The sequence below is a fragment of the Sinorhizobium sp. B11 genome (assembly GCA_039725955.1).
Classification (GTDB): domain Bacteria; phylum Pseudomonadota; class Alphaproteobacteria; order Rhizobiales; family Rhizobiaceae; genus Rhizobium.
Window position 1 is genome coordinate 917,187 of sequence record CP091034.1, and the last position, 19,914, is coordinate 937,100.

The following is a 19,914-nucleotide window of genomic DNA, read 5'->3' on the forward strand; positions in this document are numbered from 1 at the left end:
TCAGACTTGGACCTTTGACGTGGATTGCTTCGGCAATGCTCAGACAAGAGTTTCAATTTAGACGAATCTTGCACTAGAAAAGTCGATGGCAGCAGCTTCATTCGATTGCTCGCCGCCGACCAACCGGTAGTTTTGATGGCCATCCGTTTCGATCGTCCCGTTTCCAGCGCTGCCCGCTTATCGCGGCATTTCGGGGCGTTTGCGCTCGTGCTCTCGGTAGCGGTGCTGATTGCCCATCGCTTCGGCGGTCTGGCGACACCCTATCTCATCCTCGTGCTGCTCGTTTCTGTCGGCTGCGCGGTCCTCGCGACCCTCTTGGCTGCCATCGGCCTGCGCAGCCTCTGGATGACCGGTGCCGAGGGCGGGACGAATGCGCTGGCGGCGCTCATCTATGCAGCCTTTCCGCTCGGCATCGGCGCCTTTGCGGCGGAGCGCTATTTCACCCTGCCGGCAATCTACGACGTGACCACGGATACCGCCTCCGCGCCCGACTGGCTCTCGACGCCGCAGGCCGACCAGATCTGGCTGCCTCGTGAACCGGTCGTGACATCAGGCGACCGCGAGAAGCAGCTTTCCGCCTATCCGGAGCTCACGGGCCGCCGTTACGACGGAGCGCTCGACCGTGTTCTGGAGGCCGTGAAGAAGGTCGCCAAGCAGAACGGCGTCACCATCACCAAAAGCGAAGGCGATACGACGCCCGGCCGCGAGCTTGAGGACAAGCCGGTTCCGGCCCAGCCGGAAAGCGGTGTGGCTGATTCCCCCGATGTCATCCCCGTGCCGACGCCGCGCCCCTATGAGGATGATGTGGCGAAGATGATCCGCGGCGCCAATGGCGTGATCCTGCAAGGCACGACCCGCACCCTCATCCTCGGTCTGCGTTTCGATTTCATCATCCGCCTGCGCGAAGAGGCCGAAACCACCTTCGTCGACGTGCGCGTCGCCTCCCGCTATGGCCAGCACGACCTTGGCTTCAGCGCCGAAGAGGCCGAGCAATATCTTGGTGCCCTCGATTCAGAGCTTCTCGGGATTGCGGGTGGGTGAGCCCCGGTGCCGCAAAGCGGCAGTAATCGATCCAGTGGATCGATTACAGGGGCGAACGCCCTGAGCCATGCGAAGGGCCGGGATACGGTGAGGCACACGAAAACGCCCTTATCGCGAACCTGTCCTATAAATCGAGCACCTGGCGCCAACGAAGGAGCGCAGAACTCGCCTTACCCCAAAAACCGCTCCCGCACGTCAGCCGTCGGCACCATGCAACTCTCCCGCCGCCCTGCAATCCTCAACCGGTTCCGCGCAACCACCCCATAGACGACATCCGCAATCCGCCGCGGCACGATCCGCAACACACCGGCCAGAGCCCAAGGCAAACCAAGCCCTTCCAGCATCCGGATCGTCGCATCGGATTTGTAATAGGCACGGCCCTTGTCGATCAGCAGATTGGTCTCGTAATCCCGCGTCTCCAGCCCGTAGTGCCGGTAGAGTGCCTCGCCGAGCGGCGTCTGGGCGACGATGAAGCGGTAGCGCTTTTCCTTGTCTCGCTTCAACAGGAACTGAACCCAGCCGGAGCAGAAGACACATTCGCCATCGAAAAGGATCAGCGGCTTGTCATCAGCAAAGGCCGGCACGGAAGGATCGTCGCGATAGGTGTAATCCGCGGACCTTGCCATTCTCAGCCTCCGGCCAACCGATAATGCGCAACAAGCGAAGGCGGCCCATCGGCGGTGACTTCGCCACGCTCCATCAGTTCTTCGATATGCGCCAGTACCGAAAGTGCCGCCGCGCCATGCAGTCGCTTATCGGTATCGCGGTAGATCATCTCGACCATCCTGGGGATGGTGCTTTCCCCCGTCCGGATACGTTCGATGATCGAGCGTTCCCGCAGGCGCCGATGCGTCTTCAGCCCGCGCAGGAAGGGCGCAGGCGAAGTCACCGGCCCGCCATGGCCGGGCAGCAACAGGCCGTCATCGCGGGCAAGCAGCTTGTCGAGCGAGGCCATATAGTCCGCCATGGATCCGTCCGGCGGTGCGACGATCGTCGTTGCCCAGGCCATCACATGATCGCCTGAAAAAAGGATGCCGCTTCCCTCGAGCGCGAATGCTGCGTGATTGGCCGTGTGGCCGGGCGTCAGCACCCCCGTCAGCGCCCAGCCGTCGCCGGAAATCGTCTGTCCGTCACGGATAGCGATATCCGGCACGAAATCCGTATCGGAGCTTTCGGCAAATGGGTTGACCTCGCCCTCGCGCAGCGGCCTCGAGGGTCGGTGCGGCCCTTCGCCAACCGTCAGTGCGCCGGTTTCCGCCTTCAGCCGTTTTGCAAGCGGCGAGTGGTCCCGATGAGTATGGCTGATGAAAATATGCGTCACCTGCCGGCCGGCAAGCGCTGTCATCAGCGCTTCGAAATGCGCCGCATTCGCCGGTCCCGGATCGATAACGGCGACCGATGAGCCGCCGACGATATAGCTGTTCGTGCCGTGAAAGGTGAAAGGGCTCGGATTATTCGCCGTCAGGCGCTGGATGCCCTCTGCGACCGGAACAGCCCGCCCATAGGCCGGATCGAAGAAAAGATCGAAGTTCGCACCGGACATGTCTATTTATATTCGATCTCGATGAAGGACATGGGCTGCTCGCCGGCATTGACGACATTGTGCTCGGTACCGGCCTCGCGGCGATAGGCAGCCCCTTTGGCAACATCCACCCGCCGGCTACCCTCGGCATCCTCGATCAGGAACTGGCAATCGGTCATCGGCACGACCACATAGCCGAAGCCATGCGTATGAACGCCGGTATCGGCACCCGGCTCGAAATCCCACTGGGTGATGCGCACGATGGCATCATCGAGGATCAGCGTCGCAAGCGCTGGTGGACGGGCGCGATATTGGCTCAACGGTGTCTCCATTGGCTGTTCGATGCTTGCAGTCCTACCATGCCGGCATGGCCGCGCATACAAATATGACGTCGCAGTGAACTTAGTGATTGTGGGGCAGTCCGACCTTTGCTAATCAGGCCACGTTTTGGCGAAGCGGCATCCGCTTCAGCTCTGGTGGGGCGTAGCCAAGCGGTAAGGCAGCGGTTTTTGGTACCGCCATCCCCTGGTTCGAATCCAGGCGCCCCAGCCACAACGTTCAAATAGCTTGTAAACGCCTTGCCGCCGCACCCGCGGCAATCGTCACCACAAGCTCATCTACTTCCCGCGCAAGGCGCTCGGCCGGCAGACCGACGAAGCGGCCTTCGAGACTGATGCTGACGACGCCGTGAACGGCGCCGAACAGCGTGCGGGCGCGGATCGCTCTGTCTTCCGCCGTCATATCTGGCTGCAGCTCGGCAAGCGGTTCTGCGATCACGTTCATCAGGAAGAGATGTTCATCGAGATGCCATTGCGGCGTCGGGCTGGTTTCAGGCGGGTAATGCTCGAAGAGCGCTTTCCAGAGATTCCGGTTTTCCACTGCGAAACCTAAATATCCCTGCGCCAGATTGCGCAGCCGGTCCGTCGGTGTCCTGTCCCTGGTCTCGGGCAAGGTGAGCCTTGCTTCCAGCGCCTTCAGCGTCGTGGAATTCACATGGATAACGAGTTCGGCGAGGTCGGCGAAGACCGTATAGAGGCCGCCGAGCGCACAGCCGGCATCCTGGGTGATCTCGCGCGCCCTGAGGTTTGCAAGCCCTTCTCGCATAATCCGGCTTCGTGCCGCATCGATCAGCCGCGCCCTCAGATCTTCGCGTTTTTCTTCTCTTTTCCCGGCCATTAACCATCTCGCTTCGATTTCGTGAACGACGTTCAAAATTATTCTTGAACGTCGTTCAGGATTCTGCCATAACTCAACTTGTGAACAACGTTCATAAACCGGAGGAAAGAAATGTTCAAACTGATTTCGACTTTGTTGCGGGGCAGGGCATACGATGCCGAACAGGCCTTTGCCGATCGCAATGCCGTACCTCTGCTCGCCCAGCAGATTCGCGATGCCGCACAATCGATCCAGTCGGCCCGCCGCAGCGTGGCGATCGCCATTGCCCAGAACGAGCAGGAGCGGGCTCAGCACGCAACGATCGTTTCCCGGATCGACGATCTCGAGACTCGCGCCGCTGCTGCGCTTGCCAAGGGCAATGAAGCACTGGCCCGTGAGGCTGCCGAAGCGATCGCCTATCTCGAGGCCGAGCGCGATCAATCCGAAAAGGCCCAGGCGCAGTTCACGACTGCTATCGACAAGCTGAAGGGAATTGTCCGCATCTCCGAAATGCGGTTGCAGGAACTACAGCGTGGCGAGCGTCTGGCCCGCGCCACCGAAGAGGCGCAGAAGCTCGATGTCGTCGTTGCCGGCACAGGCCTTGCGACGCTTGACGATGCCGAGGAGACGCTTGCGCGCCTTCGCATCCGTCAGAACCAGAATGAGATGACGGCCTCGGCCCTGAAGGCGATGGAGACTTCGACCGCTCCTGCCGGCATCATCGAGAAGCTTGCCAATGCCGGATGCGGTGCGCCGTTGCGCTCTTCCGCCGATGACGTGCTCGCCCGCCTGCGCAGCCGCATCAACCCCGCCGCTTAAAATCAGCATCATCAAACCTGAGGGAATCACGACAATGAACGACAGTTTCCAGAAACATTCCGCCAGCTGGGTCAGCTTCTCCTACATCTCCTTCGGCGCCGCAGCCTTCATGCTGGCGCTCGGCCTCTATATGATGCCGCTCGATCTCTGGGGCAAAGGCTACCTGGCGATGGGCATCCTGATGCTGGTTCAAACGACGGTAAATATAACCAAGACGCTGCGCGACAATGCTGAATCCGAAAAGCTGATCCGCAAGGTTGAAGACGCCCGCACCGAGAAGCTGCTCGTCAAGTTCAATCGTAACGGTGAAGACTAATCTTCATTAACTACACCACAGAGTTGTTGCTATACTCAACTTTTGCGTAACAACTCTGTGGCCTTCTCTGCGAGCCAATGGAGGATCTGCCGTGCAAACCAACCTGATGACATCAAGGAAATTCGCGCCGCTGTTCTGGACGCAGTTCCTCACCGCGTTCAACGACAACTTCCTGAAGAATACTCTTGTATTCCTGATCCTCTTCCAGATGTCGGCTGCCGAGGGCGCGGCACTGGTCACACTTGCCGGCGTCGTCCTGATCATTCCATTCCTGTTGCTCTCGGCAATCGGCGGCGAACTCGCCGACAAGCACGACAAGGCCAAGGTCGCCGAACTGCTGAAGAGATGCGAGATTGCGGTGGCGGTCGTTGCTGTCGTCGGTCTTGCCTTCTCCTCCATCTGGATCCTGATGGCGGCGTTGTTTGGCTTTGGCGTCATCTCCGCGCTTTTCGGCCCGATCAAATACGGCATTCTGCCTGATCACCTGGAACGCCGCGACCTGCCGAAGGCCAATGCCTGGATCGAGGGCGGCACCTTCATCGCCATCCTCGGTGGCACCATCGTTGCCGCATTCGCCTTTTCCGGCGGCGACAATGTCCTCGTCTTCGGCACGATGATGATCGGTCTTTCGGTGCTGTGCTGGTTTGCCAGCCGGATGATCCCGGCAACCGGCTCCAAGGCTCCCGATCTCGAGGTCGATACCAACGTCATCCGCTCCAGCTACAACCTCGTCATGGAAATCCGCAGCGACAAGCGCCTGTGGCGTTCGGCGCTGATGAACTGCTGGTTCTGGCTGGTCGGCGCATTCGTGCTGTCTATCCTGCCAACCATGGTCACCGAATTGCTCGGCGGTTCGGAAATTGTCGTGCCCGCCTATCTGACGGTCTTTGCCGTGGCAGTCGCAGTGGGCTCCGCCATCGCCGCCTGGATGTCATCAGGCCGCATTGTACTTTTGCCTGCGCCGATCGGCACGGCCCTGCTTGCCATCTTCAGCCTCGATCTCGCCTGGAATCTGTGGGGTCTGCAATCGACCAGCCATGCGACAACCATCCTGGCTTTCTTCGCCGGCCAGAACACGATCCGCGTCGCAATCGATCTCGCCGGCATGGCGATATCAGGCGCCTTCATCGCAGTTCCGACTTTCGCCGCGCTGCAGACCTGGGCGCATGAGGACCGCCGCGCCCGCGTCATCGGTGCCGCCAATGTCCTGTCGGCGCTCTTCATCACTGTCGGCCTCGGTGCTGTTGCCGTCGTCCAGGCCTTCGGTGCGTCTATTCCGCAGATCCTGATCGGCCTCGGCATCATCAATTTCGCCGTTGCCTGGCTGATGCTGAAGACGCTGCCGACCAATGCCTTCCGCGATTTCGTCTCGATCCTGTTCCGTGCCTTCATGCGGCTGGAAGTCGAAGGCCTCGAAAATATCAAGAAAGCAGGGCCGGCTCCCATCATCGCGCTCAATCACGTCAGTCTGCTCGACGGCGCGCTGGCACTTGCCATCACCGAGGAGGAGCCGGTTTTTGCGGTCGATTACAAGATCGCCCAAGCCTGGTGGGTAAGACCCTTCCTGAAAATGTGCAAATTCCTGCCGCTCGATCCGACCAAGCCGATGGCGACGCGCTCGCTGATCAAGGTCGTGCAGGACGGCAGCCCGATCGGTATCTTTCCCGAGGGGCGCCTGACAGTAACCGGCACGCTGATGAAGGTTTATGACGGCGCCGCCATGGTTGCCGACAAGACTGGAGCGATGGTGGTGCCGGTGCGCATCGACGGCCTGGAGAAGAGCTATCTCTCTTACCTGAACGACGGCAAGATCCGCCGCCGGCTGTTCCCCAAGGTCAAGGTCACCATTCTCGAGCCGGTGAAGCTCGAAGTTCCGGCCGAACTCAAGGGCCGCAAGCGCCGCACGGCAGCCGGTGCCGCCCTCTACCAGGTCATGTCGAACCTGATGTTCCGGACCGCCGATACATCCTCGACCGTCATTGACCGCATCATCGAGGCGAGCCACGAATTCGGCATGGGCAAGCTCGCCGTCGAAGATCCGGTCACCGGCAAGCTCACTTACGGCAAGCTGCTGACGGGTGCTGCCGTGCTCGGCGCGAAATTCCGTGGCATGTTCCCGGAACGCAATCTCGGCGTCATGCTGCCGAATGCCAATGGCGCCGCCGCAACGCTCCTCGGCGTGATGACGGCGGGCAAGGTGCCGGCCATGCTGAATTTCACCGCCGGTGCGGCCAATATCCTGTCCGCCTGCAAGGCGGCGGAGGTGAAGCATGTCCTCACATCCCGCGCCTTCGTGGCCCAGGCCAAGCTCGGCCCGGTCATCGAGGAGATGGAAAAGCAGCTTAAGATCGTCTGGCTTGACGATCTCCGCACCGAAATCGGCCTTGTGAGCAAGATCAGGGGCTATCTGCACAAGGCACGGCCGCTGGTGAAGCGCCAGCCTGATGATCCGGCCGTCATACTTTTCACCTCGGGCTCCGAAGGTACGCCGAAGGGCGTGGTGCTGACCCATCGCAACATCCTGTCGAACGCCGCCCAGGCCGCCGCCCGCATCGATTTCCACAGCGGCGACAAGGTGTTCAACATCCTGCCGGTCTTCCACTCCTTCGGGCTGACGGCGGGCACAGTGCTGCCGCTGATCTCGGGTGTGCCGGTCTATTTCTATCCGTCGCCGCTGCACTACCGCATCGTGCCGGAGCTGATCTATGTCTCGAATGCTACGATCATCTTCGGCACCGATACCTTCCTCAACGGCTACAGCCGGACGGCCCACCCTTACGACTTCCGCTCCATCCGCTATATTTTCTCCGGTGCCGAGCCGGTGAAGGCGTCCACCCGCGCCACCTACATGGAGAAATTCGGCCTGCGCATTCTGGAAGGCTATGGCGTCACCGAGACGGCGCCGGTTATTTCGATCAACACGCCGATGTACAACAAGTCCGGCACTGTCGGCAAAATCCTGCCGGGCATGGAATGGAAGCTCGAACCCGTACCCGGCATCGATGACGGTGGCCGCCTCGTCGTCCGCGGCGCCAACGTCATGGCCGGCTATCTGCGTGCCGAAAATCCCGGCGTGCTCGAACCGCTTGTGGACGGCTGGCATGATACCGGGGACATCGTCACCATCGACGAGGACGGTTTCGTCAAGATCCGCGGCCGCGCCAAGCGCTTTGCCAAGATCGGCGGTGAGATGATATCTCTCGCGGCCGTCGAGGCCCTTGCCGCAGAACGCTGGCCGGGCGCTCTTTCGGTCGTCTCCTCGATACCGGATGCAAAGAAGGGCGAGCGGCTTGTACTTCTGACCGATGCGCCGACTGCCACTCGCGCCGAATTCCTCGCTTTTGCCAAATCGAAGGGCGCCATGGACATGATGGTGCCGGCCGAGGTTACCATCGGCAAAGTGCCGGTCCTCGGCTCCGGAAAGGTGGATTTTGTGACGGCGCGCAGATTGGCCGAGAGCGCGGCCCAGCCGGAGCAGGCGGCGTAAAACCGGCTTCATTCTCCGGCAGCAGTGATCATAAGTGAAAACAAAACAGGCGGCTTGCGGGCCGCCTGTTGGCATTATCGGACGAACAATCCGGTTTACTTCTGTTCCGGCGCCAGGAACTCGGCGCAGTAGGAAGGACCGTTCACACCGGGGATATCGGTGACAGTGCGGATATCGCGGATCGTATAGTCGGAACTGGTGGTGATTTCGGCCTGGCAGCGCAGGTAAAGCGTGCGGGCGCTCGCAATCTGCTTGCCGCGCTTGCCGTCAGCACCTTCGGCATATTTCGCGGGCACGCGCACCGTCTTGTAACCGCCCTTCCAGGTGTAGATCGTCGAGGAGCCTTCGTCGCGGTCGCTGAGCGGCGGGCCATAGGCGGCAAAGAACTTGCCGGCCGACTGGCCGACCCAGCGCGCCTCGATCGGGTTGCCGGCGGAAGGTATGGTGGTGCATCCGGCAAGCGCAATCGCAAGCGCGGCGGCCCCGGTCATGGTGCGGAGTTTCATCGTGTCGTCCCTGATATCTAGCCAGTGGCTGCGAAGCCGCCTTCGCGACGGTTTCGCCTGTCCCGTCAAGCCCTTTAGCCTGTAACCCGGCAAAAGAAAATTGCCACTTGGCTGCTTCTGAAGAATTTGCCGAGGGTGTGGCTTTTTGCTGCACGGTGGGCTGAAACACCTTGTCACGAGCCCGTTAAAAATTCCCGCGCCTTTTTGAATTTTGGTGCTTGCGCAACATAATAGGCCGGTCTATAGAGGCGCCGCTGGTCACGGAGTGTAGCGCAGTCTGGTAGCGCACCACGTTCGGGACGTGGGGGTCGAGTGTTCGAATCACTCCACTCCGACCAGCCGAAAACCCCGCTTCGGCGGGGTTTTTTCTTTTCCGGCTTTCTGTCCTTCCTCAACGTCCCCTGGGACGCGCTCGCCACGCCCATCAGATCGTTCCCGCAAATGCACCGGTTTGAACCATGCAAGCCCGGAATTTTAGGTTTTGCTAACGAACAAATTGGCGCTAAGCTGGTTTCCTTCGGAGGAGGAAGCATCAATGAAGAAGATGAACAATCGACAAGTTCGAATTCCCGGCCCGAAAGATCAGGACATCACCGAGCATTGCCGAAAATTCGGCATAGGCCCGGCCGAGGAGGAGAAGCTCAAGAAGCTCCTGGGCCATCGGGCGCCGCTCCATGAGATCCAGGCGAATGCTCCGAAGCCTCAGCCGAAGTGGCGCTGACTGGAATCTGTTTCACCCAAAGCTTTGCTCATGATCGTCGGCGCCAGTCCGCTCCGACGCGGGTGAGAGTTCCCCGTTTCTCTGACGCTGGAATAAAAAAGCCCCGCCGGTGGCTTTCGGCGGGGTAGATGGGGAAAGCTCTCCGAAAGGTGGCAGGAGAGCTTGGGCATTTCAGCAAGACTGGAAGAATGAGGCGAGGGCACTTTTGCCGGATTCGGTACAGTTCGCCTAAAAACCCATCATTTTTAGTGGGAAAATTTGCGATTTCCGCCTCGCGCCGTTTTTTCTCCGAGCGCAGGCACGCCGTTCGCAGCGGCGCGCCTAACCTTGTGATCCCGTCAGCCGGCTGCCTGCAGCTTGTCCTGCGTCTTCGTCTCGAAATCGCTGGCGTCATGACGCTCGTGGAGCTGGCTCGAGGGGTCGCCGCTGACGCGGTTGACCATGCGGCCGCGCTTGACGGCCGGGCGGTCGCCGATCATGTCGGCCCAACGGTTCATGTGCTTGTACTCCTGCACCTGCAGGAATTCGGCGGAATCACCGTACATCCAGCCTTTCACGAGACCACCATACCAGGGCCAGATCGCCATGTCGGCGATGGTGAACTCGTCGCCGGCGATATATTTGCTCTCGGCGAGACGCCGGTCGAGCACGTCGAGCTGACGCTTGGTCTCCATGGCGAACCGGTTGATCGCATATTCGATCTTCGTCGGTGCATAGGCATAAAAATGGCCGAAGCCGCCGCCGAGATAGGGCGCGCTGCCTACCTGCCAGAACAGCCAAGAGAAACATTCGGCGCGCTTGGCCGGATCGGTCGGCAGGAAGGCGTCGAATTTTTCCGCAAGATAAGTGAGGATCGCGCCGGATTCGAAGATCCGAACAGGCTTTTCGCCACTGCGGTCCATCAGCGCCGGGATCTTGGAGTTCGGGTTGACCTCGACGAAACCGCTGCCGAACTGGTCGCCATCGCCGATCCTGATCAGCCAGGCATCGTATTCCGCGCCGCTATGGCCGAGCGCCAGCAGCTCTTCCAGCATGATCGTCACTTTCACGCCATTCGGCGTTCCCAGCGAATAGAGCTGCAGAGGGTGCCGGCCAACCGGCAGTTCCTTTTCTCGGGTCGGCCCGGCAATCGGGCGGTTGATGCTGGCGAATTGGCCGCCGTTTTCCTTGTCCCAGGTCCAAATCTTGGGGGGCGTATAGTCGGACGAGCTGGTCATGTGATCTCCTGACGGAATAACTTCGTGCTTTGAATGAGCGGCCCAATCCTTAACCTCAACTGGGACCCCTGAACATATTGGTAGCAATGAAGTTATTGTCATCAGGGCGGCGGCTTTTTAATCGCCGTGGGTGGCAGTACTCGCGCAAACGTGCGCAGCGTTTTGCGATAAGCACATGCGAAACAGAAGACCAAGGCGTGACACGTCCAGTGAGACGCTTTGGATCTCTATTGGAAGCTGAGCTTGCTCTTCTGCTGGCCCTCGGCGTCGAAATTCTCGGGTGCCAGCCATGTCTCGTATCCAGCCTTCAGCTTCGGCCAGTCGCCGTCCGTCATCGCAAACCAGGCGGTGTCGCGGTTGCGCCCCTTTTGCACCATGTGCTGGCGGAAGATCCCTTCGAAGGCGAAGCCGAAGCGTTGTGCCGCGCGCTTCGAAGGTTCGTTGAGGTTGTTGCACTTCCACTCGAAACGGCGGTAGCCGAGTGTGTCGAAGACGTAAGCGGCGCAAAGATAGAGCGCTTCGGTCGCCACCCGCTTGCGCGCGATCTCAGGTCCCCAGAGAATGTTGCCGATCTCGATCACGCCATTGGCGGTATCGATCCGCATTAGCCCCTGCCGGCCTTCGGCACGTCCCGTCGCCGTGTCGACCACGGCAAAGAACAGCGGGTCTTCGCTCGCGACGGACTTTTCCAGCCAGGGCATGAAGGCTGCCATATCGGCCGGTGCCTGTTCGAAGAGATAGCGGAAGCGGTCTTCAGCGCCCGGCTGTTGCGCAGAGCGGAGCAGATCGGCGCCGTGCTTTGCGGCATCCAGTGGCTCCAGGCGGGTGTAGCGGCCTTCAATCGGCGCGCGGTCGGGGCGCGCAACACCCTTCCAGTCGGTAAGTTCCTTTGTCATATCGGTCATTCCATTGAAGTGATGTATTGAACTCCTGCTGCTCTTGCCTTGCAAATGGACTGGAGTAAAAGTCCAGTTTTAAACTTATTGGCAGACCAGTTGACTGATGACATCGGCACCTGCATGGCTGAACCTCGATCGAAGCGGCGGCGATCTGTCCGGCCAGATTTATCGAAGCCTGCGCGACCGAATCCTGCTCGGCCAGCTTCCGGCCGGACACAAATTGCCGTCCACCCGCGCTCTTGCGGCCTCGCTCGAGGTCGCGCGGTCTACGGCGGTGGAAGCTTATGAGCGGCTGAAATCCGAAGGTTATATCGAGGCCTTCGCCGGTGCTGCGACACGGGTTGCCGCCCTCGAACGCATGCGACCGGAACGTCAGCGGGACGACCGCGCTCCTCTTGAGGAGGCGAGATCGGACCGGCCCTCCTATCGCGGCCTGTTCCGGCCCGGTGTGTCCGATGTATCGGATTTCCCGCATGGTGCCTGGAGCCGTCACCTCGCTTCGTCCAGCCGGTCTCTGCGCAGCCATCATCTCGGCTATGAGAACCCGACGGGGATCCACGAGCTGCGCGAAGCGATCCTCGAACATATCTCGACGACGCGCGGCGTGGTCGCCGAGCCGGGGCAGGTCATGATTGTCCCCTCCACGCGCGCGGCGATCGACATGCTTGCAAGGGCAATGCTGAGAAGGAGCGGGCGCAAGACCGCATGGATGGAAGACCCGGGCTATAGCGCCGCCCGGCTGCTGCTCGACGATGCGGGTGCCGACATCGTGCCGGTCCCCTGCGATGAGCAGGGCATCGACGTCTCCAGGGTGGAAGGCCCGCAGCCGGCGCTGATCTACGTGACGCCATCGCACCAGTATCCGACCGGCGCGACGTTGAGCCTGCCGCGGCGGCTGGCACTGCTGGAAGCTGCTCGCCGGCACGAAAGCCTTGTTGTCGAGGATGATTATGACAGCGACTTTCAGTATGGCTCACGGCCGATCGCGGCCCTGCAGGGCATCGACAGGGCGGAGGTCGTGGCTTACATCGGCACCTTCTCCAAGGTGCTGGCGCCCGGCCTGCGCGTCGCCTACGCTGTCGTGCCGCGCTGGCTGGTGCCGGAGGCGTCGGAAGCGCTGCATCGCAGGGGTGTTGCCGTCGCCACTCATATTCAGGCGGCTCTTGCTGATTTTATCAATGAAGGCCGGCTGCGTGCCTATCTGAGGCGCATGAACCAGCAATATGCCGAACGCATGGCCTTGATGACCGACATGCTGGAGAGCCGTTTCGCGGGCAGGCTGGCCCTTTCGGGTGGCAATGGCGGACTGCAGCTTGGAGCCTGGTTTTGCGATCAGACGGTGGACGACCGGGCGTTCGTCGCCAAGGCCAATGCGTTAGGCTATGGACTGATGCCGATGTCAGGCTTCTTCATCGGCAAAGCCGATCCCGGCATCCTTTTCGGCATCTCGCAAGCGGAAACGGCTGCCGTTCAAAGACTGGCAGCCGATCTCGATCGGATTCTGAGCTGAGAACACATGCGCCCGGAGCGGGTCCGGGCGCAGTGCTCACGTGGGTGCCCTTCAAGCGGCGGCGAAGGGCACGGCCACGAAGGTCTTGTTGCCGCCGCGTTCGATCAGGAGCAACACCGACTTGCGGCCGGACTTGCCGGCATCGGCAACGGCGGTCTTGACGTCACGGGCATCGTGCACCGGCTTGTCGTTGACAGAGACGATCACGTCACCGGGCTGGATGCCGGCAGCAGCGGCTGACTTGTCCGGGTTGACATTGGCAACGACGGCGCCGGCAACGCTGTGGGGCAGGTTGAGCTGCTGGCGGATATCAGGCGTCAGGTCGGCAAGGCCGATGCCGAGGCTCGGCTGACCGGCAGCCTGGCCCTGATCATCGCTGCTTTCGACGGCGGCCTGCTTCTGCGTGTCTTCATTGCCGCCGACGGTCACGTTGAGATCGACCGTCTTGCCGTCACGCCAGACGGCCAGCGTTTCCTTCGCACCCGGCGACAGGTCGGCAACGAGGCGCGACAGGTCCTTCGGCGTCTTGACATTTTCGCTGCCAACGGCGGTTACGATGTCACCCGTCTTGATCCCGGCATGGGCGGCAGGCGTCCCGTTGGTGACGGCGGCAACCAGCGCGCCTTCAGCCTTGGAGAGACCGACAGCATCGGCGACATCCTGGGTGACCGGCTGGATTTGCACGCCGAGATAGCCGTGATCGATCGAACCGTCCTTCTGCAGCTTGGCAACGATCACCTTTGCTTCGGAGGAAGGAATGGCGAAGCCGACGCCGACGCTGCCGCCGTTTGGCGAGTAGATGGCGGTATTGATGCCGACGACATTGCCATCACGATCGACCAGCGGACCACCGGAATTGCCATGGTTGATCGGCGCATCGATCTGGATGAAATCATCGTACGGGCCGCTGTGCAGGTCGCGGCCACGGGCCGAGACGATGCCCGCCGTTACCGTGGTGCCGATGCCGAACGGATTGCCGATGGCCAGGATCTGGTCGCCGAGCTTCAGCTTGTCGGAATCGCCCCAGGCGACGGTGGCAAGCGGATGCGGAGCCTGGACCTTCAGAACGGCGAGGTCGGACTTGGGATCGGCGCCGAGCAGCTTGGCCGGCAGTTCGGTACCGTCGTCGAGCGTGACCTTGATGTCGATGGCGTTGTCGATGACGTGGTTGTTGGTAACGATCACGCCGTCGGGGCTGATGACGAAACCGGAGCCGAGCGCCATGGCATGCTGCTGCGGCTGTTGCTGCTGCGGTGCCTGATGCGGCAGCGGAATACCCTGCTGTTCGAAGAATTGCCGGAACTGCTCGTCCATCGGCGAACCGTCTGCACTGGCATTGGTGGCCTTCATCGTGGTGGTGATGGTTACAACGGCCGGCTTGTCGGCATCGACGACGGCAGCAAAGGAGCCGCTGGAGGTAAGAGCGCCCCCTGCCTCAGCCGGCGCGGCAAGCGCCGTCGAGGAAGAGGAAAGGGCAAACGGCAGGGAGGCCGCGCCGAGAACGATGGCCGCTCCGACAAGTGCTGCGGCCCGGTGCTTGCGAAGAATGTTTGACATAGTGGAAGTCCCTTGCGAGAGCGTTGGCATTGAATGGCGTCTTGGTTCCATGCCATGGACCTTGGCGTCAACGAGTATTTCCACCAGCTTTTACCGCTTATTACTTATATTTCGCCTGTATGATTTGGCGAATACTGTGATCGGTAAGAATTGGCGCTTGATACCTATATGATCCGTTCTGCGGGATTTACAAATTAAACATTGATCATGTTTATATTACGGTATCGTAACACATTACTATAATTTAATCTTGACTGGCCAAGCATTGCCGAAATTATCCCGGCGCTCGTGTTGCCTGCCTCGCGAGGCGCCAGAATAGTGAAATATATTCCACTTTTCCGTGATCCATCAGCCTGCAAGCGACGTATTAAACCGAAACATTTGCGATATTTGTTCATGTTTTTTCGCGTTTCGGTTGAGATGGACTTTAAAATGTTAGTAGACTCTAAATTAATTTTTCTTCAGAAAAGGGAAGCTGCGAATCGACGGGAGGCGGGGCTCGCGGTGGCATGCGGGAAGCGATGAGGGATTCAGTGAAGCCGGGGCGGGAAAAGAAGCGCGGTTCCCATGTGAAGCTGAGCGACGTCGCAAAGAGGGTAGGGGTCAGTCCGATCACCATCTCGCGCGCGCTTCGCAACCCCGAAATCGTCTCAGAAGAGCTGCGCGAGGTCATCCTGCGCACTGTCGACGAAATGGGTTACATCCCCAATCTCGCCGCTCGCGCGCTTGCCGGCCGTCACAGCGGCATCGTCGGCGTCATAACGCCCTCGCTTCACCACCCCTGCTTTACCGGTGTGATGATGGGCATCGAGGAGCGGTTGCGCGCTACGGATCTGCGCGTGCAATATGCCAACACCCTCAACGACGCGGATCAGGAAATCAGCCAGTTCAAATCCTTCCTGGCGCAGAAGCCGGCCGGGATCATCCTCGTGAACGCGGAATATTATGATGGCCTTGCGATGCTGATGGATGCAGCCGCCTTTCCGGTCGCCCATGTTGCCGATCTCAGCCAGCCGCCGGAAACGCTGCTTGTCGGCATGTCGCATCATGTGGCCGCGACAGCCGCCACCCGTTTCCTCCTGTCGAAAGGATACAAGCGGATTGGTTTCATCGGCGGGATAAGCGACATCCGCTCGCGCCGCAGTCGTGCGGGACATGAGGAGGCCATGCGCCAGGTCGGCCTCGGCAGTCCATCGCTGATGCACGGCGTCGACGGTTCCACGAGCATCGGTCTCGGGCGGCGACTGTTCACCGAGTTGCTGGAGCGGATGCCCGATCTCGATGCGATCCTCGCGCAAAATGATGATCTCGCCCTTGGAGCTCTGATCGAGTGCAATGAACGCGGCATCAAGGTGCCCGATGATTTCGGTATCTGCGGATTCAACGATCTGGAATTCGCGCAGTTTACCTCGCCATCCCTGACGACGGTGCATGTTCCGCGTCATGACCTCGGCCGCCGCGCCGCCGATATGCTGCTGCGCGCCATCCGCGAGGAGCCGCCGGAAGAGCAGAGGGTCGATCTCGGCTTCTCGATCATCGAGCGCGGGTCGACACGCTCGATGCCGAAGCAATAAAAAAGGGGCCGGTCGGCCCCTTTTTTCTTAGATATCGCTTGCCGCGCTCGACCAGAGTTCGGCCGCTTCCGATGCCGTCATGCGGCGCACCTCCGCTTCGTGGCTGCGCTTGGCGAACAACTCGCTTGCCATGATCTGCTCGGCAAGGTCGGCCGGAAGCGACAGGATCACGCGGGCATCATTGCCATGAAGGCCACTGACGTCGGCGCGCTTACCGGTCACCATGCCGCCGGCGATCGTGTTGTTGGTCTCCGGGTCGATCAGGATGAAGGAGCCGGTGGCCCGGTTCTGTTCATAGGGATCGAAGATCGCGGCTTCGTCGAAAACCAGGCGCACCTTGCCGATGGCGTTCATGTAGAGCCGCTGAGCCGAGTTCCAGGTGCCGCTCTTCAGTTCCAGCTGGCTGACGGGTTCGACCTGCACACGCTGGCGGCGCGAGCCGCTCTTCAGCCAGTAGCGCTTGCCCGCTTCAATGCCTTCCGGCTGCAGGGCAACGACCTGCGCGTCGAAGGAAAGCCCGGTCTGCGGCTGGCTGTCGATCGAGACGATCATGTCGCCGCGTGCCACATCCACCTGACGGTCGAGAACGAGCGTGATCGCGTCACCGGCAACGGCTGCATTGCGGACCAGATCGAAGGTGACGATCTTGGTGACATTGGCGACCATGCCCGACGGCAGGATCATGACGCTGTCACCAGGCTTCACCGAGCCGCCGGCAACCGTGCCTTGATAGCCGCGAAAGCTTTCGCCGGGACGCGAGACGCGCTGCACCGAGAGGCGGAAGCCGGTCGACTGGCCGGAGCGCACGGTTGCGTGTTCCAGCGTCTCGACCAGCGTCGGGCCGCTATACCAAGGCATGGCTGCCTGGCCGGAATAGACGACGTTTTCGCCCTTCAATGCCGACATCGGGATCGCGGTGATCTGCTTGACGCCAAGCGACAGCGCAAATTCCTTGAACTCGTGGGTGATCTTGTCGAAGCCGGCACGGTCATAGTTCGTCAGGTCGATCTTGTTGACGGCGAGTACGAACTGCTTGATGCCGAGCAAGGAGGCGATCGTCGCATGGCGGCGCGTCTGCTCGAGAATGCCGGCGCGGGCATCGACCAGCAGCACGGCAAGATCGGCGGTGGAGGCACCGGTCGCCATGTTGCGGGTATACTGCTCGTGGCCGGGTGTGTCGGCGACGATGAAGGAGCGCTTGTCGGTCGAGAAATAGCGATAGGCGACATCGATGGTGATGCCCTGTTCGCGCTCGGCCTGCAGCCCGTCGAGCAGGAGCGCGAAATCGGGCAGGCCGAGATCGTTCTGCTTGCCGGTGGAATCGCGGCGAAGCGCTGCTGCCTGGTCTTCCTTGACGGCCTTGGTGTCCCAGAGCAGGCGGCCGATCAGGGTAGACTTGCCGTCATCGACGCTGCCGCAGGTGATGAGGCGCAACGGGCGCGAGTCGCGCACGGCCTTCAGAGGCTCGGCGGCGGGCACGGCGACGACGTTTGCGGGAATTGCTGCACTCATCTCAGAAATATCCTTCACGCTTCTTCTTTTCCATGGAGCCGGACTGGTCGCGGTCGATGGCGCGGCCCTGGCGCTCGGAAACCGTGGCGATCTCCAGCTCCGCGATAATGTCTTCAAGGGTGGTGGCCGTCGAGCGGATCGCGCCGGTCAGCGGGAAGCAGCCGAGCGTGCGGAAACGGATGAAATCTTCCTGCTTCGTTTCGCCGGGCAGCAGTTCCAGGCGCGGATCGGATGCCGCAATCATCATGCCGTCGCGCTCGACATAAGGGCGCTTGGCGGCAAAATAGAGCGGTACGATCGGGATTTCCTCGGCCTGGATATAACGCCAGATATCGACTTCGGTCCAGTTCGACAGCGGGAAGACGCGAACGCTCTCTCCCTTGCGGATCTGGCCGTTATAGACGTTCCAGAGCTCCGGGCGTTGGTTGCGCGGATCCCAGCGGTGGTCGGGCGTGCGGAAGGAATAGATGCGTTCCTTGGCCCGGGACGCTTCCTCGTCGCGCCGCGCGCCGCCGAAGGCCGCGTCGAACTGGCCGGCATCAAGCGCATTCCGCAGCGCTTCCGTCTTCATGATGTCGGTGTAGCGGGCAGAGCCGTAGGTAAATGGCGTGATGTTTTCAGCCTTGCCGCGCGGATTGATATGTTCAATCAGGTCGAGATCGTATTTCTTCACAATCTCGTCGCGAAAGGTAATCATTTCCGCGAACTTCCAGCCGGTATTTACATGCAGCAGCGGGAAGGGCACGCGGCCGGGATAGAAGGCCTTGCGTGCCAGATGCAGCAGCACGGAGGAATCCTTGCCGATCGAATAGAGCATCACCGGACGCTCGAATTCGGCGGCGACTTCGCGGAAGATGTGGATCGCTTCGTTTTCCAGCGCCTTCAGATGCGGGTCGAGTGGCGGCTTGGCGCTCTGCGGATTGGTGAGTTCCGTATCCTGACGGGTATCGGGCATAAAATACTCCAGACTTCTTATTGCTGCACGGCGATCGCGGCGGCCTCTTCGGCGACATGCAGACCGCATTCGCGCTTTTCGTCCTGCTCCCACCACCAGCGGCCGGCACGTTCGGGCTCGCCGGGCTTGATGGCGCGGGTGCAGGGCTCGCAGCCGATCGAGGGGTAGCCGCGGGCATGCAGGGGGTTTACCGGCACGCTGTTATCGGCGACGAAGGACTTGATCTTCTCGATGTCCCAGTCGGCGAGCGGGTTGACCTTCAGCAGATGACGCTCGGCGTCATACTCGGCAAACGGCGTCTCGGCGCGGTTGGCCGACTGACCGCGGCGCAGGCCGGTGATCCAGATCGTCGCGCCTGCCAGCGCCCGCGCAAGCGGCTTCAGCTTGCGCACGCCACAACAGGCATGCCTGGCTTCGACGCTCTCGTAGAAACCGTTCATGCCGTATTTCGCCGCATAGGCGTCGATATCTGCCTGCTCCGGTTCGTAGCGGGTTATGTGGATGTCGTACTGGCTCTCGGTCTCGTCGATCAGCGCAAGCGTTTCGGGAAAAAGCCGTCCTGTCTGCAGGGTAACGACGTCGATCGGCAGGCGATGCGTGCCGATCTCGGCCGATATGACCTGGTCCTCGATGCCGAGCGAGGTGGTGAAGACCACACGCCCGCCAAGGCCGGCGACGAACGAAAGCCGGCCGGCAAGGTCGAGACCCGAAAGCTTGTCAGCCAAAGCCTCGGCTTCTTCGATCGGATTGATAACAGTCATGGGGGATCCTGTCCTTGATATTGGCCGGAGTATCGCAGCTCAAAGATGGATCGGACAGAAAAAGGGATTTCGAAAGGACTGCTTAGCGGAGCAAATATCTCTCCCATCCTGCCGCAATGCAGAAAAGCAGCCGCAGGCGCAGAAATCGCACCTCGAACTTAATGTCTATAGAAATAGTAGTGTTACACGGCGCCTGTCAATTGGAAATCTGAATTGATGGCACGGATGATGAAAATTGCCCTCTTTTGTAATAGATTACAAGCTGTTGGCCGAGGGTAAAAAACAGGGCCAAAATACTTGTCTCTCAAGGCTTTTTCCAGCGCGTTCAAATTCCGTTCATGCTGGCCGTGCAATAGAGGCAA

The 19,914-nt window shown here is 60.7% G+C and carries 18 protein-coding genes and 2 tRNA genes; 9 read left to right on the forward strand and 11 right to left on the reverse strand.

From position 1 onward, the window contains the following. Positions 1-135: 135 nt before the first annotated feature. Positions 136-1,041 carry a DUF1499 domain-containing protein gene (locus tag LVY75_14280; GenBank protein ID XAZ24379.1) on the forward strand — a complete coding sequence of 302 codons (906 nt, stop codon included), beginning with the start codon at positions 136-138 and terminating at the stop codon, positions 1,039-1,041. A 170-nt stretch (positions 1,042-1,211) separates the two neighbouring features. On the opposite strand, the gene LVY75_14285 is transcribed toward LVY75_14280, so the two are convergent. Genes LVY75_14285 through LVY75_14295 form a run of 3 tightly spaced genes read right to left on the reverse strand, consistent with a single transcriptional unit; the run spans position 1,212 to position 2,883 of the window. Then, on the reverse strand, positions 1,212-1,667 hold the full coding sequence (locus LVY75_14285) for a thiol-disulfide oxidoreductase DCC family protein (protein XAZ24380.1): 456 nt from the start codon (positions 1,665-1,667) through the stop codon (positions 1,212-1,214). 2 nt (positions 1,668-1,669) lie between these two features. Continuing rightward, a complete protein-coding gene (locus tag LVY75_14290) occupies positions 1,670-2,584 on the reverse strand; it encodes an MBL fold metallo-hydrolase (protein ID XAZ24381.1) in 915 nt (304 codons plus the stop codon). A 2-nt stretch (positions 2,585-2,586) separates the two neighbouring features. Next, positions 2,587-2,883, reverse strand: a complete 297-nt coding sequence (locus LVY75_14295; protein ID XAZ24382.1) for a cupin domain-containing protein — start codon at positions 2,881-2,883, stop codon at positions 2,587-2,589. 157 nt (positions 2,884-3,040) lie between these two features. On the opposite strand from LVY75_14295, the gene LVY75_14300 reads away from it, so the two are divergent. Beyond that, positions 3,041-3,115 (forward strand) — tRNA-Gln (locus LVY75_14300). A 6-nt stretch (positions 3,116-3,121) separates the two neighbouring features. Here the strand turns inward: LVY75_14300 and LVY75_14305 are convergent. Continuing rightward, the gene (locus LVY75_14305) at positions 3,122-3,739 is read right to left on the reverse strand and encodes a WHG domain-containing protein (protein ID XAZ24383.1); all 618 of its coding nucleotides are present in this window, start codon (positions 3,737-3,739) and stop codon (positions 3,122-3,124) included. Between the two features lie 111 nt (positions 3,740-3,850). On the opposite strand from LVY75_14305, the gene LVY75_14310 reads away from it, so the two are divergent. From LVY75_14310 to LVY75_14320, 3 genes are all read left to right on the forward strand, one after another. Next, entirely contained in the window at positions 3,851-4,537 is a 687-nt protein-coding gene (locus LVY75_14310; protein ID XAZ24384.1) for a PspA/IM30 family protein, read from the forward strand. A 34-nt stretch (positions 4,538-4,571) separates the two neighbouring features. Continuing rightward, positions 4,572-4,853 (forward strand): hypothetical protein, encoded by a 282-nt coding sequence (locus tag LVY75_14315; GenBank protein ID XAZ24385.1) that lies wholly within the window; start codon positions 4,572-4,574, stop codon positions 4,851-4,853. 91 nt (positions 4,854-4,944) lie between these two features. Continuing rightward, a complete protein-coding gene (locus LVY75_14320) occupies positions 4,945-8,340 on the forward strand; it encodes an acyl-[ACP]--phospholipid O-acyltransferase (GenBank protein ID XAZ24386.1) in 3,396 nt (1,131 codons plus the stop codon). 95 nt (positions 8,341-8,435) lie between these two features. Here LVY75_14320 and LVY75_14325 read toward each other — a convergent pair whose 3' ends face one another. Continuing rightward, entirely contained in the window at positions 8,436-8,846 is a 411-nt protein-coding gene (locus LVY75_14325) for a hypothetical protein (GenBank protein XAZ24387.1), read from the reverse strand. Positions 8,847-9,107: 261 nt separating this feature from the next. Here LVY75_14325 and LVY75_14330 point away from each other — a divergent pair. Both LVY75_14330 and LVY75_14335 read left to right on the forward strand, forming a co-directional pair. Beyond that, positions 9,108-9,184: transfer RNA gene (locus LVY75_14330), tRNA-Pro, on the forward strand. A 197-nt stretch (positions 9,185-9,381) separates the two neighbouring features. Next, positions 9,382-9,567: a hypothetical protein gene (locus tag LVY75_14335; protein ID XAZ24388.1), complete on the forward strand. Its 186-nt coding sequence runs from the start codon at positions 9,382-9,384 to the stop codon at positions 9,565-9,567. Positions 9,568-9,905: 338 nt separating this feature from the next. Here the strand turns inward: LVY75_14335 and yghU are convergent, their stop codons facing one another. Continuing rightward, complete coding sequence (gene yghU / locus LVY75_14340) at positions 9,906-10,784, reverse strand: glutathione-dependent disulfide-bond oxidoreductase (GenBank protein XAZ24389.1); 879 nt, start codon at positions 10,782-10,784, stop codon at positions 9,906-9,908. Between the two features lie 227 nt (positions 10,785-11,011). Next, complete coding sequence (locus LVY75_14345; GenBank protein ID XAZ24390.1) at positions 11,012-11,689, reverse strand: GNAT family N-acetyltransferase; 678 nt, start codon at positions 11,687-11,689, stop codon at positions 11,012-11,014. A gap of 97 nt (positions 11,690-11,786) precedes the next feature. Here LVY75_14345 and LVY75_14350 point away from each other — a divergent pair, with 97 nt between their 5' ends. Next, entirely contained in the window at positions 11,787-13,193 is a 1,407-nt protein-coding gene (locus LVY75_14350) for a PLP-dependent aminotransferase family protein (protein XAZ24391.1), read from the forward strand. 51 nt (positions 13,194-13,244) lie between these two features. Here LVY75_14350 and LVY75_14355 read toward each other — a convergent pair whose 3' ends face one another. Beyond that, positions 13,245-14,750, reverse strand: a complete 1,506-nt coding sequence (locus LVY75_14355; protein ID XAZ24392.1) for a DegQ family serine endoprotease — start codon at positions 14,748-14,750, stop codon at positions 13,245-13,247. A gap of 521 nt (positions 14,751-15,271) precedes the next feature. On the opposite strand from LVY75_14355, the gene LVY75_14360 reads away from it, so the two are divergent. Further along, on the forward strand, positions 15,272-16,324 hold the full coding sequence (locus LVY75_14360) for a LacI family transcriptional regulator (GenBank protein XAZ24393.1): 1,053 nt from the start codon (positions 15,272-15,274) through the stop codon (positions 16,322-16,324). Between the two features lie 27 nt (positions 16,325-16,351). Here LVY75_14360 and cysN read toward each other — a convergent pair whose 3' ends face one another. From cysN to LVY75_14375, 3 genes are read right to left on the reverse strand one after another with little or no spacing between them, the layout of a single operon-like run. Beyond that, the gene (cysN, locus tag LVY75_14365; protein ID XAZ24394.1) at positions 16,352-17,836 is read right to left on the reverse strand and encodes a sulfate adenylyltransferase subunit CysN; all 1,485 of its coding nucleotides are present in this window, start codon (positions 17,834-17,836) and stop codon (positions 16,352-16,354) included. 1 nt (position 17,837) lies between these two features. Continuing rightward, on the reverse strand, positions 17,838-18,791 hold the full coding sequence (gene cysD / locus LVY75_14370; protein XAZ24395.1) for a sulfate adenylyltransferase subunit CysD: 954 nt from the start codon (positions 18,789-18,791) through the stop codon (positions 17,838-17,840). Between the two features lie 17 nt (positions 18,792-18,808). Beyond that, positions 18,809-19,552, reverse strand: a complete 744-nt coding sequence (locus LVY75_14375; protein XAZ24396.1) for a phosphoadenylyl-sulfate reductase — start codon at positions 19,550-19,552, stop codon at positions 18,809-18,811. Positions 19,553-19,914: the final 362 nt, after the last annotated feature.

Coding starts and splice junctions, on each gene's coding strand:
- LVY75_14280 (XAZ24379.1), top strand. CDS start 136: ATGGCCATCCGTTTCGATCGTCCCGTTTCCAGCGCTGCCCGCTTATCG.
- LVY75_14285 (XAZ24380.1), bottom strand. CDS start 1,667: ATGGCAAGGTCCGCGGATTACACCTATCGCGACGATCCTTCCGTGCCG.
- LVY75_14290 (XAZ24381.1), bottom strand. CDS start 2,584: ATGTCCGGTGCGAACTTCGATCTTTTCTTCGATCCGGCCTATGGGCGG.
- LVY75_14305 (XAZ24383.1), bottom strand. CDS start 3,739: ATGGCCGGGAAAAGAGAAGAAAAACGCGAAGATCTGAGGGCGCGGCTG.
- LVY75_14310 (XAZ24384.1), top strand. CDS start 3,851: ATGTTCAAACTGATTTCGACTTTGTTGCGGGGCAGGGCATACGATGCC.
- LVY75_14315 (XAZ24385.1), top strand. CDS start 4,572: ATGAACGACAGTTTCCAGAAACATTCCGCCAGCTGGGTCAGCTTCTCC.
- LVY75_14325 (XAZ24387.1), bottom strand. CDS start 8,846: ATGAAACTCCGCACCATGACCGGGGCCGCCGCGCTTGCGATTGCGCTT.
- LVY75_14335 (XAZ24388.1), top strand. CDS start 9,382: ATGAAGAAGATGAACAATCGACAAGTTCGAATTCCCGGCCCGAAAGAT.
- yghU (XAZ24389.1), bottom strand. CDS start 10,784: ATGACCAGCTCGTCCGACTATACGCCCCCCAAGATTTGGACCTGGGAC.
- LVY75_14345 (XAZ24390.1), bottom strand. CDS start 11,689: ATGACCGATATGACAAAGGAACTTACCGACTGGAAGGGTGTTGCGCGC.
- LVY75_14350 (XAZ24391.1), top strand. CDS start 11,787: ATGACATCGGCACCTGCATGGCTGAACCTCGATCGAAGCGGCGGCGAT.
- LVY75_14355 (XAZ24392.1), bottom strand. CDS start 14,750: ATGTCAAACATTCTTCGCAAGCACCGGGCCGCAGCACTTGTCGGAGCG.
- LVY75_14360 (XAZ24393.1), top strand. CDS start 15,272: ATGAGGGATTCAGTGAAGCCGGGGCGGGAAAAGAAGCGCGGTTCCCAT.
- cysN (XAZ24394.1), bottom strand. CDS start 17,836: ATGAGTGCAGCAATTCCCGCAAACGTCGTCGCCGTGCCCGCCGCCGAG.
- cysD (XAZ24395.1), bottom strand. CDS start 18,791: ATGCCCGATACCCGTCAGGATACGGAACTCACCAATCCGCAGAGCGCC.
- LVY75_14375 (XAZ24396.1), bottom strand. CDS start 19,552: ATGACTGTTATCAATCCGATCGAAGAAGCCGAGGCTTTGGCTGACAAG.